11 protein-coding genes are annotated in these 14,976 nt (G+C 53.6%); 5 read left to right on the top strand and 6 right to left on the bottom strand.

The window, feature by feature from the left end; all coding sequences use genetic code 11:
- Nucleotides 1-32: 32 nt before the first annotated feature.
- Complete coding sequence (locus tag KDM87_RS00685; RefSeq protein WP_212677325.1) at nucleotides 33-1,124, bottom strand: polymer-forming cytoskeletal protein; 1,092 nt, start codon at nucleotides 1,122-1,124, stop codon at nucleotides 33-35.
- 429 nt (nucleotides 1,125-1,553) lie between these two features.
- Nucleotides 1,554-2,036: an SRPBCC family protein gene (locus KDM87_RS00690; RefSeq protein WP_212677326.1), complete on the bottom strand. Its 483-nt coding sequence runs from the start codon at nucleotides 2,034-2,036 to the stop codon at nucleotides 1,554-1,556.
- Between the two features lie 151 nt (nucleotides 2,037-2,187).
- Here KDM87_RS00690 and KDM87_RS00695 point away from each other — a divergent pair, with 151 nt between their 5' ends.
- Genes KDM87_RS00695 through KDM87_RS00705 form a run of 3 tightly spaced genes read left to right on the top strand, consistent with a single transcriptional unit; the run spans nucleotide 2,188 to nucleotide 5,605 of the window.
- Nucleotides 2,188-4,221 carry a UvrD-helicase domain-containing protein gene (locus KDM87_RS00695; protein ID WP_212677327.1) on the top strand — a complete coding sequence of 678 codons (2,034 nt, stop codon included), beginning with the start codon at nucleotides 2,188-2,190 and terminating at the stop codon, nucleotides 4,219-4,221.
- Nucleotides 4,222-4,234: 13 nt separating this feature from the next.
- Entirely contained in the window at nucleotides 4,235-5,197 is a 963-nt protein-coding gene (locus tag KDM87_RS00700) for a TraB/GumN family protein (protein WP_212677328.1), read from the top strand.
- A gap of 3 nt (nucleotides 5,198-5,200) precedes the next feature.
- On the top strand, nucleotides 5,201-5,605 hold the full coding sequence (locus KDM87_RS00705; protein ID WP_212677329.1) for a hypothetical protein: 405 nt from the start codon (nucleotides 5,201-5,203) through the stop codon (nucleotides 5,603-5,605).
- A 99-nt stretch (nucleotides 5,606-5,704) separates the two neighbouring features.
- Here KDM87_RS00705 and KDM87_RS00710 read toward each other — a convergent pair whose 3' ends face one another.
- Entirely contained in the window at nucleotides 5,705-7,018 is a 1,314-nt protein-coding gene (locus KDM87_RS00710; RefSeq protein ID WP_230407573.1) for a GIN domain-containing protein, read from the bottom strand.
- 190 nt (nucleotides 7,019-7,208) lie between these two features.
- Here KDM87_RS00710 and KDM87_RS00715 point away from each other — a divergent pair, with 190 nt between their 5' ends.
- Complete coding sequence (locus tag KDM87_RS00715; protein ID WP_190476627.1) at nucleotides 7,209-7,850, top strand: YcbK family protein; 642 nt, start codon at nucleotides 7,209-7,211, stop codon at nucleotides 7,848-7,850.
- A 67-nt stretch (nucleotides 7,851-7,917) separates the two neighbouring features.
- Here the strand turns inward: KDM87_RS00715 and KDM87_RS00720 are convergent, their stop codons facing one another.
- The 3 genes from KDM87_RS00720 to KDM87_RS00730 form a co-directional block, all read right to left on the bottom strand.
- Nucleotides 7,918-10,668 (bottom strand): M16 family metallopeptidase, encoded by a 2,751-nt coding sequence (locus KDM87_RS00720; RefSeq protein WP_212677331.1) that lies wholly within the window; start codon nucleotides 10,666-10,668, stop codon nucleotides 7,918-7,920.
- Nucleotides 10,669-11,503: 835 nt separating this feature from the next.
- Complete coding sequence (locus tag KDM87_RS00725; protein ID WP_212677332.1) at nucleotides 11,504-11,845, bottom strand: ribonuclease E inhibitor RraB; 342 nt, start codon at nucleotides 11,843-11,845, stop codon at nucleotides 11,504-11,506.
- Between the two features lie 351 nt (nucleotides 11,846-12,196).
- A complete protein-coding gene (locus tag KDM87_RS00730) occupies nucleotides 12,197-13,798 on the bottom strand; it encodes a GMC family oxidoreductase (RefSeq protein WP_212677333.1) in 1,602 nt (533 codons plus the stop codon).
- A gap of 148 nt (nucleotides 13,799-13,946) precedes the next feature.
- Between KDM87_RS00730 and KDM87_RS00735 the strand changes: the two genes are divergently transcribed.
- Nucleotides 13,947-14,975 carry an AraC family transcriptional regulator ligand-binding domain-containing protein gene (locus tag KDM87_RS00735; RefSeq protein ID WP_212677334.1) on the top strand — a complete coding sequence of 343 codons (1,029 nt, stop codon included), beginning with the start codon at nucleotides 13,947-13,949 and terminating at the stop codon, nucleotides 14,973-14,975.
- Nucleotide 14,976 lies beyond the last annotated feature (1 nt).

Raw genomic sequence — 14,976 nt, forward strand, 5'->3', positions numbered from 1 at the left:
ATTCATCAGTGTTGACAAAGCGCGTTCGGGTTTTACTCTGCCAGCATTTCGCGTTTCACGCGGCGGGCGATTTCCCAGTCGAGTTCTTTGTCGCGCTTTTTTTCCAGTGCGTCGATGTGGCGCAGTTTTTTGCCTTCGACAAATTCACCCGACAAAATCAGGCGTGGTTTGCTGTCGGCAGAGATCATGCCTTGCTTGGCCCATGCCGAACGCGGCAGGGTGGAGCCAGCGAAAATGCCGTAGTCTTTACCGCAGTGGATGCCTTTTTCACCGATCACCGATTCACCGGCTTTGATATATTTGGCCGCGTATAAGGTGGCGGCGGTGGCGATCCAGCGCCCGGCGTGAATTTCGCCAAACAAGCTGCTGAGTTCGCCTTTGGCGCGGATGCTGCCCCACGCGCTGATGTCGCCCTGACAGCCGATTGCACCGGCGGCGACATTGCCCTGACAGACGATTTCACCGGCAAACAGGCTGCCTTCGACTTCGATATTGGTTTCGCTGAACACTTCGCCCTGGCAATTGCAATCACCGGCAACGTGGATCGCGCTGACCGCCAGATGGCCGCCAACGAATTGCACTTCGCTGGCTTCGAGGTCGTCATCGAGTTGCAGGTTGCCCTGGCAATCAAGGTCGGCGCAGGACAAATAACCCAGGCCCTGAATATCGCCAAAGCCGCCGAACACATCGTTGTGTTGCTGGCGGTCGAGGATCGCCGGATGCACCAGCAGATCGATAAAGTTTTCACCTTCTTTGAGTTTGCGCTGATCGAGTTCGAGCACGCGCGCCATCCATTCGGCATTGCAGCCGGTTTTCACGAGAAATTCGACATCGATATTGCCGCCCGCATCGAGCGTCTGGCCGATGTACAGCGATTGCACCTGAATGTCGCCGGTGACGGTCAGTTTGCCGAGGCAAAACACTTCTTCGGCAATCAGATCGCCATCCACCAGCAGATCACCGCCGACGATGAGTTGCGTCGTGATCGTGGCATCGCCCTGAATATGCACGTCGCCAGTGCTGGCGAATTGCTTGCGCTTGAGCGTTTTGGCCTGAAACGGTTCGGGCGCGGCTGGAATCTCAGCAACAGGTTGAGCGGCAGACTTGGCGGCACGTTTAATCATGATGAACCTTAGAAGGTGAGGGTGGAAACAGAATTGGCGCCATTATCCCAGAATCCGGCGTGCAGACGAAGAAATCCCGCCTGACACGCGCAGGCGAGGCAACAAAGGGGATGATAATTTTGTCGTTGCTGTGTGCCTGATGGGTCATTGCGACGTTGATGCGGAGTCGCTGCATTACGCTGTTTTAGCGTTGCTTAGTCCGCGTCTGGTGCTGGTGGCTATGCTGGTTGTGACCTTGTTGATAGTGGCCTGTTTTGCCTGTTTATACCCAGCAAAAATGAAAAAAGGGGGAGTATCTGCCATTTTACCCATTCATTTCCTTATAAACATTGGGCTTTAAAATATACTCCCCCCAGTATTATTTGGCCTTGCAGCCGCGTTTTGGGGCATCGTGCTGGCTGGCGCTGTCCAATGCCAGCGCTGCGGCGCTTAACTTGGTAAGGCGTCGAGGCGACCGGCTTCGGCGAATTCGCGTATCTGCCGTATCGTGTCGATATCGGCGGCCTGATAGGCAGAGCGGCGATAGTCGTTATACATTTCGTTTTCTTTGTCCTGCGCTTCGTCGGCGCCATCGTCGTATTGAAAGCGCACAAACAGCGAGTCTGGCTGTGGCTCTTCTATCGTCATACGCAATGATGACTGGCGAATTTCACCTTGTGCGGCGATGTCGTAATGCACATGTTCCAGATGCACAAAACGCACGGTGTCGGTGACGCTCAGCTCGCCGTATTTGAGGGTGCGCGTCATGCTGGCTTCGGTGCGGTCTTCGATCAGCGCATCGTCAAGGTAAGACACAAACAGTTTCGGTGACTCGGCACGCAGCACCAGCCCGCGCCACAGTTGTTCGCGGGTGATGACTTCGGCTAAGGGATTCAGGATGTCGTTAATCTCGATTAAATGTTCGAATTTCATGGCAATGCTTTCATGTGGAATGCCCGCTAGTTTACTCTTGTTGTTTGTGGCGGGGTAAAACCGTCGTGGCACTTATATTGTCATCGTATATGTGGCCACATGTGGCGATACATAGGGCTACAATAGCGCCTGATTTGCTTTTCTTCTGACTATGTCCCACGGCCTGAATACTCCCCAACGCAATGCAGTGAACTACATGGACGGCCCTTGTCTGGTGCTGGCCGGGGCGGGTTCGGGTAAAACGCGGGTGATCACGCAGAAAATCGTGAATCTGATCGAGCTGCACGGCTACGAGCCTAAGCATATTGCGGCGCTGACCTTTACCAACAAGGCCGCGCATGAAATGCAGGAACGTATCGCCAAATTATTGGCCGAGCCGCGCCAGGCCAAGCAATTGACGGTCTCGACGTTTCACTCGCTGGGTGTCAAAATTTTACGGCAGGAAGCGCAGGCGCTGGGGCTGAAAGACCGGTTTTCGATTATGGACAGCGACGATTGTTTTTCGCTGGTGCAGGATCTGGCGATCACCACCGATAAGCAATTAATCCGCCGCATACAGACTGCGATGTCGCTGTGGAAAAATGCGCTGATCACGCCTGAGCTGGCGCTGAAACAGGCAAAAGATGATGACGAAGCGACGGCGGCGCGCATCTATGCAAGCTATGTCGCCACGCTGTCGGCGTATCAGGCGGTGGATTTCGATGATCTGATCCGGCTGCCGGTCGAGCTGTTCCGCAGCAACGAGCAGGTGCGCGACAAATGGCAGCGCCGTCTGCGTTATCTGCTGGTCGATGAATATCAGGACACCAATACCTGTCAGTATGAGCTGGTGAAATTACTCGTCACCGGCATCGGTAAAAAGCCGATGTTTACTGCCGTTGGCGACGATGATCAGGCGATTTACGCGTGGCGCGGTGCGACCATAGAAAATCTGAAAACGCTGCAAGTCGATTTTCCTGATCTGGAAATCATCAAGCTCGAACAGAATTACCGTTCCAGCACCCGCATATTGCAAGCGGCAAATGCCGTGATCGGCAATAACCCCAAGCTGTTTGAAAAATCGCTGTGGTCGGAACATGGCCTCGGTGACGCGGTCAAAGTGCTGGGCATGCAGGATGACGAACAAGAGGCCGAACAAGTCGCCATCATGATCTCGGCGCACCGTTTTGAGCGGCGTGCCAACTATTCCGATTACGCGATTTTGTATCGCGGCAATCATCAATCGCGCGTGATCGAACAGGCACTGCGGCGCGAACGGATTCCGTACACCATTTCCGGCGGCCAGAGTTTTTTTGACCGCGCCGAAATCAAAGACATCATTTCGTATCTGCGCCTGATTGCGAATGAAGATGATGATCCGGCATTCATCCGCGCAATCACCACACCGAAACGCGGGGTTGGTCAGGCGACGCTGGAAGTGCTGGGCGCATTCGCCGGGCAATGGCAATGTTCGCTGTTCGCCGCCGTATTCAAAGGTGGCATCGAAGCGAAACTCACAGACCGCCAATTGCGCCCGCTGCGCGAATTCTGCACCTTCATTAATCAGGTTGAAGCGCATGCCCACCGCGAAGGTCATGCCAGCGAATTGCTGGACGATCTGATGAAGGAAATTAATTACGAAGGCTATCTGTACGACAGCTTCGATGACCGCGCCGCGCAAAACAAATGGCAGAACGTGCTTGATTTTACGCAGTGGCTAAAGACCAAAGGCAGCGGCGGTAAAGACGGCACTGACGATCATCGCAGTCTGCTCGATCTGACGCAGATGGTGGCGCTGATGTCGATGATGGAAGGCAAGGACGAAGAGCCTGATGCCGTGCGCATGTCCACCTTGCACGCGTCGAAAGGGCTGGAATATCCGCACGTGTTTCTGGTCGGTGTCGAAGAAGGCATTTTGCCGCATAAAGGCGACCCCGATACGCCGATAGAAATTCTGGCGGCACGCATAGAAGAAGAACGTCGCCTGATGTATGTCGGCATCACGCGCGCGCAACGCAGCCTGCACATCACCTGGTGCAAAAAGCGCAAGCGCGCAGGTGTGCCCGTACATTGCGATCCATCACGCTTTATTAAAGAAATGAAACTCGACGAAGGCGACGCCGTCCCCACAGAAGCCGAAGCCCTGACCCCAAAAGAACGGCTGGCGAATCTGAAAGCTTTACTGAGCCAGCCTAAATCTGAATAAGAGAAAATCTATCATGTCCCTTTTTCATCTCCCGCACCCCTTACTCAAACGCGTCATTGGCGTACTGGCAGGTGCTGCTGTTGCACTTCACGGTCTCGCGCAGGCAGCGGATGATACGCCTGCGAATGGCATTATGTGGGAAGTGAAATCGGCGACGAATACAGCGTATTTATTTGGTTCATTTCACCTCGCCAAAGCCAGCTTTTATCCTTTGCCTGCCGCAGTACAAAGCGCGTATCAACAAGCCGATACCGTTGCGGTGGAGGTGGATGCCAGCGATCCGCAATTCAGCCGCAAGATGATGCCTTTGCTGTCTTATACCGCGCCGGATAAGCTGGAAAATCATGTGCAGAAAGCGACCTGGGAAAGCATGCAGAAATTGTTAGGGGCTTCTGCCGCGCAGTTTCAGAGCCTGAAACCGGCGATGGTGGCGACTGGTCTGATGATAGGTATCGTGGCGCAGCAGGGCTATGATCCGGCGCAGGGCGTTGATCTGCATTTCATCAAAAGAGCAAAGAAAGATGGCAAGCAACTGGTGGAATTAGAAAGCCTGGAATTTCAGGCGCGCATGTTGGGTGGTCTCAGTGATGAAGATGGCGATGCGATGCTGTCTATGACTTTACAAAGCCTGAGTAATGGCGATGCCGTGCGGGATACGGCGCAGATGGTGCAGGCATGGAAAGCCGGTGACGCCGAGGCGTTGGCAACGATGCTGGAAGAAACGGCAAATAAGGATGCCGGTTCGCGTAAGCTCATGAAGCTCTTGCTCGATGACCGCAACCCGGCAATGGCAGAGCAGATCGTGGCCTTGATGAACGCGGGTAAAAAAGTGATGATCGTCGTCGGTGCCGGGCACGTCACCGGCAAAAACAGTATTACGGATCTGCTCAGGCAGCGTGGTTTGCAGGTACGTCAGATGAAGCCCGAAACCGGCGTATCGACGGTTTCATCCGCAACGACAGCACCAAAAAAGTAAGGCATGACATTGAACGCTATTTCTACAGAAAAAAATTATCCTGATCTGCCGTGGATTTCACTGGAATCGGTCAACGATGTCGAGGCCTGGCTGGATTTGTATGATCGCGAATTGCAGCAGCTGGCAGGCAAAAATCCGCAGGCCGGTTATGGTGTGTGTTTTACCTTATTGCATGGTGGCGAAGTCTATCTGCACACCAATAGCGACGGCGATATTTTGCTGGATGTGACACCGGATGCAGCATGGGTGACGCCGGTACTGACCGCTGTAACACAAGTGTCGCCGCCGCGTGGGCAGATCTGGCTGGTGCCGGGGCAGGTGCTGATGCAACTGATACTGGGCTTGAATAGTCTGATCGCTACCAGCCGTCTGGTGGTGCAGCATGAATACCGGATTGTGAAGCGCTGAACTTGTCATGTGGCGTAAAAAAAGCCTGATCTGATGCGATCAGGCTTTTTCATTTCTGCGTCACTAGCATCACTATCGTCGCTATCGTCACTATAACAATCAGCTGACAACGCCGTTGCGATCCACTTTCACGACGCGTGAGCCGCCTGCTTTTTTGACATTCACCTGCGCTTCACAATTACCGGTAACTTTGACGCTGGCGGTATCGAGTAATAAGTCCTGCGCGCGCAGATCACCTGTGCCACTGAGTCTGGCAATCAGTTTTTTTGCGGTGCCGTCGATAGTGACATCACCGCTGCGGGACATCATCAGCTCAGCGAGTGTCGCGTTCTCCAGCGAGGTATGCAGATTGCCTGAGCCTGACAGGTCTGCCTTCAGACTTTGGCGTATGCTGTGTATGCGCAGGTCGCCGCTGCCATGGCTTTCAATGCGTACATTATCGGCACTAAGCTGGTTGGCTTTGACCTCGCCGGAACCGCGCAGATTAAGATTGAGCGCGGCAATATGTCCATGCAAGGCCAGATCGCCGGAGCCATTGAGCTGGATATTTGCCAGCGGTAATTGCGGGCTGTCGACATCGAGATCACCGGAGCCGGACGCATCGACCTGCAACTGTTGCATATCCCCGTGCAGACTGATGTCGCCGGAACTATTGCGATGAATGTTGGCGGAGGCATTTTGCAGCGCATCGACTTTCAGGCTGCCGCTGCCATGCACTTCGGCGACGAGGGCACCGGTCAACTGATGCATCCGGACATCGCCGGAACTACGCATATTGACGTTGGCGCTGCCTAACTGTAATTGCCGCAGATCGATATCACCGCTGCCGCTGACGCTGAGATCGAGTTGTTTGATTTGTCCGCTGACTTTGATGTCGCCGGATGAATTTTGCGTCAGTTCAAATTTATCGGTCTGGATATTGTTCAGCTCGATATCGCCGCTGCCAGATTGCAGCAATTGTTGCAGCTGATTGGCACTGATGCGGATATTGCCTTGCGGGCTGCCGCCTATCGTGACCGTCACATTTTTTTTACGGATGATCAGGCGCTGGTTTTCGACCACGGTTTCTATGTCCGGCAGCAGTTTTTCATCGGCGGTGATTTCCAGCTCCGGTTGTCCGGGCGTAATCACGAGATCGAGAAAACTGCGGTTTTCTATACTGGTAAAGGCGGTCAGCGTCCGTTTTTCGGTGATCGCTTTACCACTGCCGATGGATTTTCCGCTGCTGATATGTTTGCCATCAATCTGGATGTCGCATCCGGCGAGCATCAGAATGAACAGGCTGGTCCAGGTGATAGATTTGAGCATGATATGAATGTGATCAGTAATAGGTCGTACACAGGACATACGCAAAACTACCCGCTGGCGTGACGGTTTGTCGTTGTGCACCAGCGTTTCCGGTGCTGGTTTCATCGCCACATATAGTCGGATCAATTTTGCAACAGGATGCAGTGTAATCTGAAAACTCCAGAGCGCATCAGCTGTTTGCGACAGAATGCAGAATCAGGATTATCAACGGTAAATTTTACAGATAGATTCACATCTGCCAGCCAGAGAAGTACACTATCCGCATAAGAACTTCACCAACGGATTTATCAGGCTCATGACAACCCGCCGCCACATACTCAAAAGTAGTTTAGTTCTGACCACACTTGGTTTATTTCGTGAAACCGCCTTCGCAAACGGCAACGACAGCAACGCCGGAAAATCGACGCAATTAGCACCGCCGCCGGATTTATTCGATTCACAGGCACTCGATCTGGATTTCTGGGTCAAGCCGCGCACCCTCGATCTGGTGCGGCCACAATCCGGCGAACGCAGTAAATTACTGTACTGGAAAGACGGCGAGATGATTGATTCCGCGTATCAGGAATTGTGCCATTTACTGCGCGATGTGAATGGTAAAAAATCGGCACCTATGGATCCGAAATTACTCGAAACCCTGTGGGCGACGCAAGCCTATATCGCGCGTTTCGGGATGACCAAGCCACTCGAAATTTTGTCCGGCTACCGCACGCCGGAATCAAATAAGCGCCTGATAGAGCAGGGTGTGCCGGCTGCACGTAAATCCTTGCACATGGATGGCAAAGCAGCCGATATCCGCATTTCTCAGTTGCATGAAGAAGTGCTGGGCGGTCTGATCAGCAGCTTCCGCCAGGGCGGTGTCGGTTTTTATTATCGTGCAACAGCGAACGGCGGTTGGATACATACCGACACCGGTTTGCAGCGCAGCTGGAAAGGCTGATATAAAAAAATCCCGGTGCAGTGACCGGGATTTTTAATGTGCCATTCGTCTTGCTGTTACCTCGCTGTTACTTCGCCGCTGCTTTTGCTTTGGCTTCATCCAGCGCAATAAACACGCTGATTTTTGAGGGATCAATATAACGGCGGAATGCGGCATTCACCTGTTCCAGCGTCAGCGCCTGGATTTTGTCATCCATCGCCTGCGAGTAAGACCAGTCACGCTGGCGATACAGATAGTGATTCCAGCCACCGGCAATACCACTGTCGCTGGTACGGCTTTGCTGACGTTTTTGCAGTATGCCGGATTTTGCCTTGGCGAGTTCTTCCGCAGTGAAACCGTCTTTCAGTGCTTTACTGAGTTCTTCCTGTATCGCCTTTTCCAGTTTTTCCATATTCTGCGGCGCTGCGGTGGCGCTGATGCCGAAACTACCGACCGGGTCGATATCACCCGCACTCAGGCCGGAACCGCCACCATACGATAAACCGTCTTTCTGGCGGATACGCTCCATCAATCGGGAATTCAGACCGGCACCGCCGAAGATATAGTTGGCGATACTCAGGGCTGGATAGTCTGCATCATCCTCGCGCAAAGCCAGCGTCATTTTGCTGCTGTAAACCGCATTTTCCTTGTCCGGTGTGTTGAACACTTTGCGTATCGCCGGTGGATCAAGGCGTTTGCTGACCATGCGGGTGTAAGGCGCTTTGCTTAGCCAGCCGTCAAACATCTGTGCGATCACGGCTTTAGTACTGTCGGCATCGAAATCACCGACCACGGACAACTCGCCTTTGGACGCACCGTAGAATTCTTTGTAATAGGCTTTCACATCGTCGAGTTTCACTGCCTTGAAATCAGCGATGGCCTCATCGAGTGTTTTTGCTTCGCGGTAATCGCCTTTCGGATACGGATTGAAATATTGCGACATCTCACGCGAGAGTATGCTGCCAGGCTCTTTGCGTGAGGCTTCCAGACCCACCAGACCGCGCTCTTTGGCCTGAGTAAATTCGATTTCCGGGAAACTGGCTTCGCGCAGCACATGCGCTACCAGCGCCAGTGCCGCAGGCAGATTCGCTTTGGTGGTCTGAAATGAGAAAATGCCGCCGCTCATTTTGAGTTTGGACATTTCATCAGAGAGCTGGGCGCGGCTGTATTTGCTGGTGCCCGTGCCTAACAAGCCAGCGGTGATGCCGCTGACAATGGCTTTGCCGCGCAAGCTGGTTTCATCGCCCCAATGCAGGTTCAGCGCGACATTCACGGTTTCACCGCGGGTCTTTTTCGGTAACAGGGCGATTTGCAGATTCCCTGCTTTGCCAACTTGCGTGCGCTGATTAATATTCGCCGGAGAAGAATCAAACGCCTCGCCACTCAGCGTGGACGGCTTGGGTTTGAAATCTTTCATGACCTCGGCCATATCCGGTGCTACCGGAATCTCGGCGCGCTGTGGCTTGTCTTCCGGAATGAACATGCCGATGGTGCGGTTGTCGCGCACCAGATAACGTTTCGCCGCAGCAGCGACGCGCTCGGATGTGATCGCATCAACCGAATCACGCACTTTGAACAGATAGCGCCAGTCGCCGATGGCGATGAATTCCGACATACTGATACCGATGGCTTCGTGGTTGTTCAGCATTTTTTCAAACGCATTGGCCGTATCGCGTTTGATCCTGTCGATTTCTTCCTTGGTCGGCGGATTGTTTTTAAAATCCTCGATGCCTGCCAATAAAGCCTCTTTGGCGGCATCGACGGATTCACCTTTTTTGACGATCGCGCCGATGGTTTGCAAGCCTGTTGCCACCGTTCCGACACCGCCGGAAAATACCTGCACCACTTTGCCGGTTTCCACCAATTGTTTATGCAGACGGCCATGCGGTGCGCTGGTCAGAATACTGCCCGCAAAACTGATATCGTTACGGTCGCCGTGCAGACTGGCAGGGACTTTATAGCCGAGCAAGACGATCTGAATATCACCGCTGCGGCGCACGACAAAACTGCGTTCGCCATCCTGCGTCGGTTCGGTAGTCCAGAATTGCGGCAGTGTACGCGTTGGCTTGGCGATTTTGCCGAACGCAGCGCTGATCCATTGCAACACTTTATCGGTATCGAATTTACCGGCGACCAGCAGCACGGCGTTATCCGGCTGGTAGTACATGCGATAAAACGCCTGCAGGTTTTCTATCTTGACGTTTTCGATATCGCTGCGATTACCTATCGTCGAATTGCCGTAGTTGTGCCAGTCGTAGGCCACGCTTTGCATGCGTTTTTGCAAGACATTGCCGGGCGAATTTTCGCCGCGCTCATATTCATTGCGCACGACGCTCATTTCGGTATCGAGATCTTTTTTCGCGATGAAGGAATTGACCATGCGGTCGGCTTCCATTGTCAGCGCCCATTTCAGATTGTCGTCGTCGGCTTTGAACAATTCAAAATAATTGGTGCGGTCGAGCGAGGTCGTGCCGTTCGAGCGCATGCCGCGCTTGTTGAATTCATCATCGATTTTTGGATTCGACGGCGTGCCTTTGAAAAGCAGATGTTCGAGCAAATGCGCCATCCCGGTTTCGCCATAGTTTTCATGACGTGAGCCAACCAGATAAGTCATGTTAACGGTGACGGTGGGCTTGGTCGCATCCGGCATCAGCAAGACCCGCAGGCCATTCGGCAGACGATATTCGGTCAGACCTTCGACGCTGGTGATCTGGCTCACGCCTTTCGGCAGCGCATCGGCCAGTACGGCCGGCGTGGTGAACAGAATGGCGCCGCCCAGAACCAGCGCGCGCAGTACCGGCGTGAGTGAAAACGGAAATGCAGCAGAACGAGATGACATAGTGATCCTGATAGCAGAAACAACAAAACAGGTGTGAAATATACTGGGTGGAGTATGTTTCACACGTCCTTTAAATGTGCTGACAATAGAGCGATTTCATTTAATCAGAGGGGGAGTATCCTGATTAAATGATAATAATAGCAATAAATTGCAATAATAATCGGCGTAATGATGTCCGCAAGCAAAATTATTTTGCGGCTGACGGTGTGTCGATATTCACTTAACTCTGAATTTTGTTTATCTAATTCTGAACTTTTGGGCGGCTTAGATGACATCTCCCGGCAAGCAGCTATGCCATCCACAAGCATCACTTGTGGGCGGTCCCTCGACGGAATTGTTGGGAGCTCACGGCTTGGCCCCCGGAACCTGAAGAATTCTCTGTGTTGAGAACATGGCTTCACGTACGGCAAAGCAGAAGCTACTGCCACACGAAAACTTCTTGCCAGCCAACGCTCTAGAGCGCAATCACAAGGCCCGCGGCGCGCTTGCGAACTGGTGCATAGCATCAGCGATGCCCTCAGCAACATAATCATCCAGGCATTCTTGCGGCCATTGTGTTTCGGATTTTTAGGAGGCGAGCTCGCTACCTCCGCTGACGCTCAGCACTACTTCTCCGGCCACAATACGAGCCCCCAAACCTTACCAATACGAGAAGCTGACACTGAGCGCACCACGCACTTGCACTGCGGTGGTGATCGGGTACTTCCTGGCTCAAGCGTCCGAAAGAGTGATGCTTATGACGCCTAACGTAGAGCTAACCGGCGCTGCGCAGCTTCATCGCGCAGCGTCCAGCGACTGAAAGGAGCGAGGTTGAGCGCCGGGTTAGCCCTCGACTTCATTTCTTTGCGTCCAATGCAGGACCAACGTCCATTCCGTCATAGCTAGCGATGTCATGTTTCTCAGCGAGTTGTTCCAGTTCTTGATTTCGTTGGTATAGCGTCTTCGGGGTGTGGGTTTCAACCTTCTCTACGTGTAGAACATAGGTTGTTTTGTCGTCAGATGGATAAAGGTTCACGAAGCGATACCCGGACTTCTGCAACTCCGTGGCGATAACCCTGAGTTTTTCAGCGTGTGGGTCGAAGAAGAAGTAACCCCATAGCAAATTACTATCAACGTTCCATTTGGTTTTAGCTCGCATGTTGTTGAACATCGATTCCAGATCTGCGAGAGAAATCATGTTTCGCTTCCTAGTTGGCGATTCCGCCCAAACTGATAGCGGTGCCACAACAACAGTCAATACAAAACCAATGAAACGGCGGCGTGTAGTCATAAGAGGGCTAACGTGATTTAATTTTCATTTTGCAACATTAACTGTCAATGATTAAAATGTCAACGTATTGCAATCCTCTTGAAAGCCGCATGGATATTGGCCATATTTGGTTATACTGTTTAAATATACAGTATAACTAAATGGACAAAAACATCACCCCACAAAAACCGCGTTTGCGGGATCAGGTGCGCGAACGCTGGCGTTATAAATATGGAGGCTGGCTGCCTTTATGCCTTGTTACGTGATATCAGGCGACGCTCAGCCGCGCAATCCGGCCTTGATCATGTCGGCTGCTTTCTCGCCTATCATCATGGTCGGGGCATTGGTGTTACCACCCAGCAGGGTAGGCATGACCGAGGCATCGACGATGCGCAGACCATCGACGCCGATCACCTTCAGTGCAGGATCGACCACCGCCATGCTGTCTATACCCATTTTGCAGGTGCCGACGGGGTGATACACGGTGTCGGCGGTCTGGCGGATGACGGCGCGGATGTCGTCATCGGTATGCACGTTGGCAGTCTGGTAGTCACTGCTGCGGGCATTTGCCAGTGCCGGTGCATCCATCAGTTTGCGGGTCAGCTTAAAGCCTTTCAGCATGACTTCCATGTCGTCCGGATGTTCCAGAAAGCGCGGGTTAATCAGCGGCGTCGCCATAGGATCGGGGCTGGCGAGTGTCACTTCACCTATGCTTTTCGGGCGTAACAGGCAGACGTGGCACGAGTAGCCATGACCAAGATGCAATTTGCGCGCGTGATCGTCTAGCATCGCCATGACGAAATGCAATTGAATATCTGGCGCAGACAAAGACGGATCGGTTTTAAGAAAACCGCCGCCTTCGGCACCGTTTGAGGTCAGCATGCCGCGCCGTTGTGCGCGGTAACGCCCCAGTTCGCGCAGCAGACGCAGGCTGCCAGCGGCAGAAACGCCAAGCAGATCCAGGCTTTTCGCGCGATATTTGAACACGAAATCCGGATGATCCTGCAAATTCTGACCAACGCCGGGCAGGTCGTGGACCACAGGGATTCCCATGCTTTGCAGCGCATTCGCATTGCCGACGCCGGACAGCATCAGCAGTTGCGGCGTTTGCAGGGCACCGCCTGCGAGCAAGACTTCATGCCGTGCGCGCAGGGTTTTTTTCTGACCGTTCTGCAGCATTTCGACGCCGATGGCGCGCTTGCCTTCAAACAGAATTCTGGTGACATAGCAGCCGGTTTCCACGCGCAGATTTGGCCGCTTGCCCATGTGTGGCCGCAGATACGCACGCGATGCACTCCAGCGTTCGCCATTGTGCTGGGTCAGCTGATACAGGCCTATGCCTTCCTGCTCGGCACCGTTGAAATCGGTATTGATGCGAAAGCCAGCTTGTTTGCCTGCTTCGATCAGCAATTGCTGATACGGGTTATCGCTGCGCAACTCGCTGACATGCAGCGGCCCGGCGTTGCCGTGATAGTCGTCGTGATGGGTTTCATTGTTTTCTGAACGTTTGAAATACGGTAAAACCTCGTCATACGACCAGCCGGTGTTGCCCAGTGCTGCCCAGTGATCGTAATCCTGCCGGTGTCCACGCACGTAAATCATTGCATTCAGACCGGAAGACCCGCCCAGCATTTTGCCGCGCGGCTGATAGCCACGGCGGCCATTCAGGCCGGGTTGCGGCACGGTTTCAAACGCCCAGTTATTCAATTTGCCCGGCAGCATGGCAACCACGCCAGCCGGTGTATTCACCACCAGGCTGTCGCCACCGCCACCGGCTTCCAGTACGGTTACGCTGAGATCCGGGTTTTCAGTCAGGCGTCCGGCTACGGCACAGCCGCCGGAACCACCGCCGACCACAATATAGTCGCTGATATGATTCATGTGTCTCTCTCTTTGGATGAGGCTGTACGCAATGGCATCATCAACGTCAGCGTGTTGTTTTATTTTTCCGGTATACGGTACGGCGATATTAGTATGCCGTTTCGGTTAAAGTAAGGACATTTACTGCCACGTTGTCAGACCATCACAGATGAATCAGCCTGCGCCCACCATATCCGCACTCTTGTCGGTACAAGATGCGGTCTTTCCCGCTCATCCGTTCAGCGGAGTGCTGGCGATCGCGCGTGAGCAGGATTGGCGTTGGCAGGAGATGTTTCCGGCATTTGCCGATCATCACGATAACCGCATCAGTTATGCCCAGGCACGCGAAGGCTTGTTGCAGGCGCGGCACCGTGGTGGCGCGGATCTGGGGCTGCGATCCGGTACGCGCAAAGCTTTACCGCAACTGGGTCAGATGGCTACCGGTATGCGTGCGCAGGAAACGCTGGCGCAGGCTTTGCAATTCGGTCTCGACTTTCAGCTGATCGCCGGATCTATGGTGCATCTCCAATGGGAAGCGGGCCCGCAACAATCGGCATTGTTAGCCTCGCCCTTATTCGACGATGCGGAATTGCAGGATTTTCTGGAAGTCGATCATCTGGTCACCGCCATCAATGCGGCGCGCCAATTGTGTGGACATCGCTTTCCGCTGGTCAGGGTGGAACTGCGGTCGCAGTCAGGCGCGAGTCTGAGCGCGTATGAAAAATTCTTTGCCTGCCCGGTGATCGCCGGTGCTGATGTCAGCCGTATCGTGATCGACAACTCGGTGTTGCAGATGGCGTTACCGCAACCGGATGCTCAGCTGGCACACGCGTCGCACAATGCTTGTCAGGCCGAACTGGCGGCGGTTGGTGTCCTTGGGCGACAAAGCCTGCTGCGCACCCTGACGGCGCTTCAGTGTGAATTACACAGCGTCGCACAGACGGCATCTGTTTTAGGTACGAGCGAACGTTCCTTGCATCGTTTGCTGGCGCGCGAAGGAACCTCGTATTTCCAGATTACCGAAACCATCCGCATCGGACGGGCGCGGCAATTACTGCAAACCGGCCTGAGTCTGGAACGCATTGCGGAAGAACTCGGCTATTCCGACAGTCGCAGTTTCCGGCGGGCGTTCAGACGCTGGACGACGCAGACCCCGGCTGAATTCCGTCAGAGTCAGGCGCAGATACATCTGCGTTGAA

Source organism: Cognatundibacterium rivi (assembly GCF_018139565.1).
Classification (GTDB): domain Bacteria; phylum Pseudomonadota; class Gammaproteobacteria; order Burkholderiales; family Burkholderiaceae_D; genus Undibacterium; species Undibacterium rivi.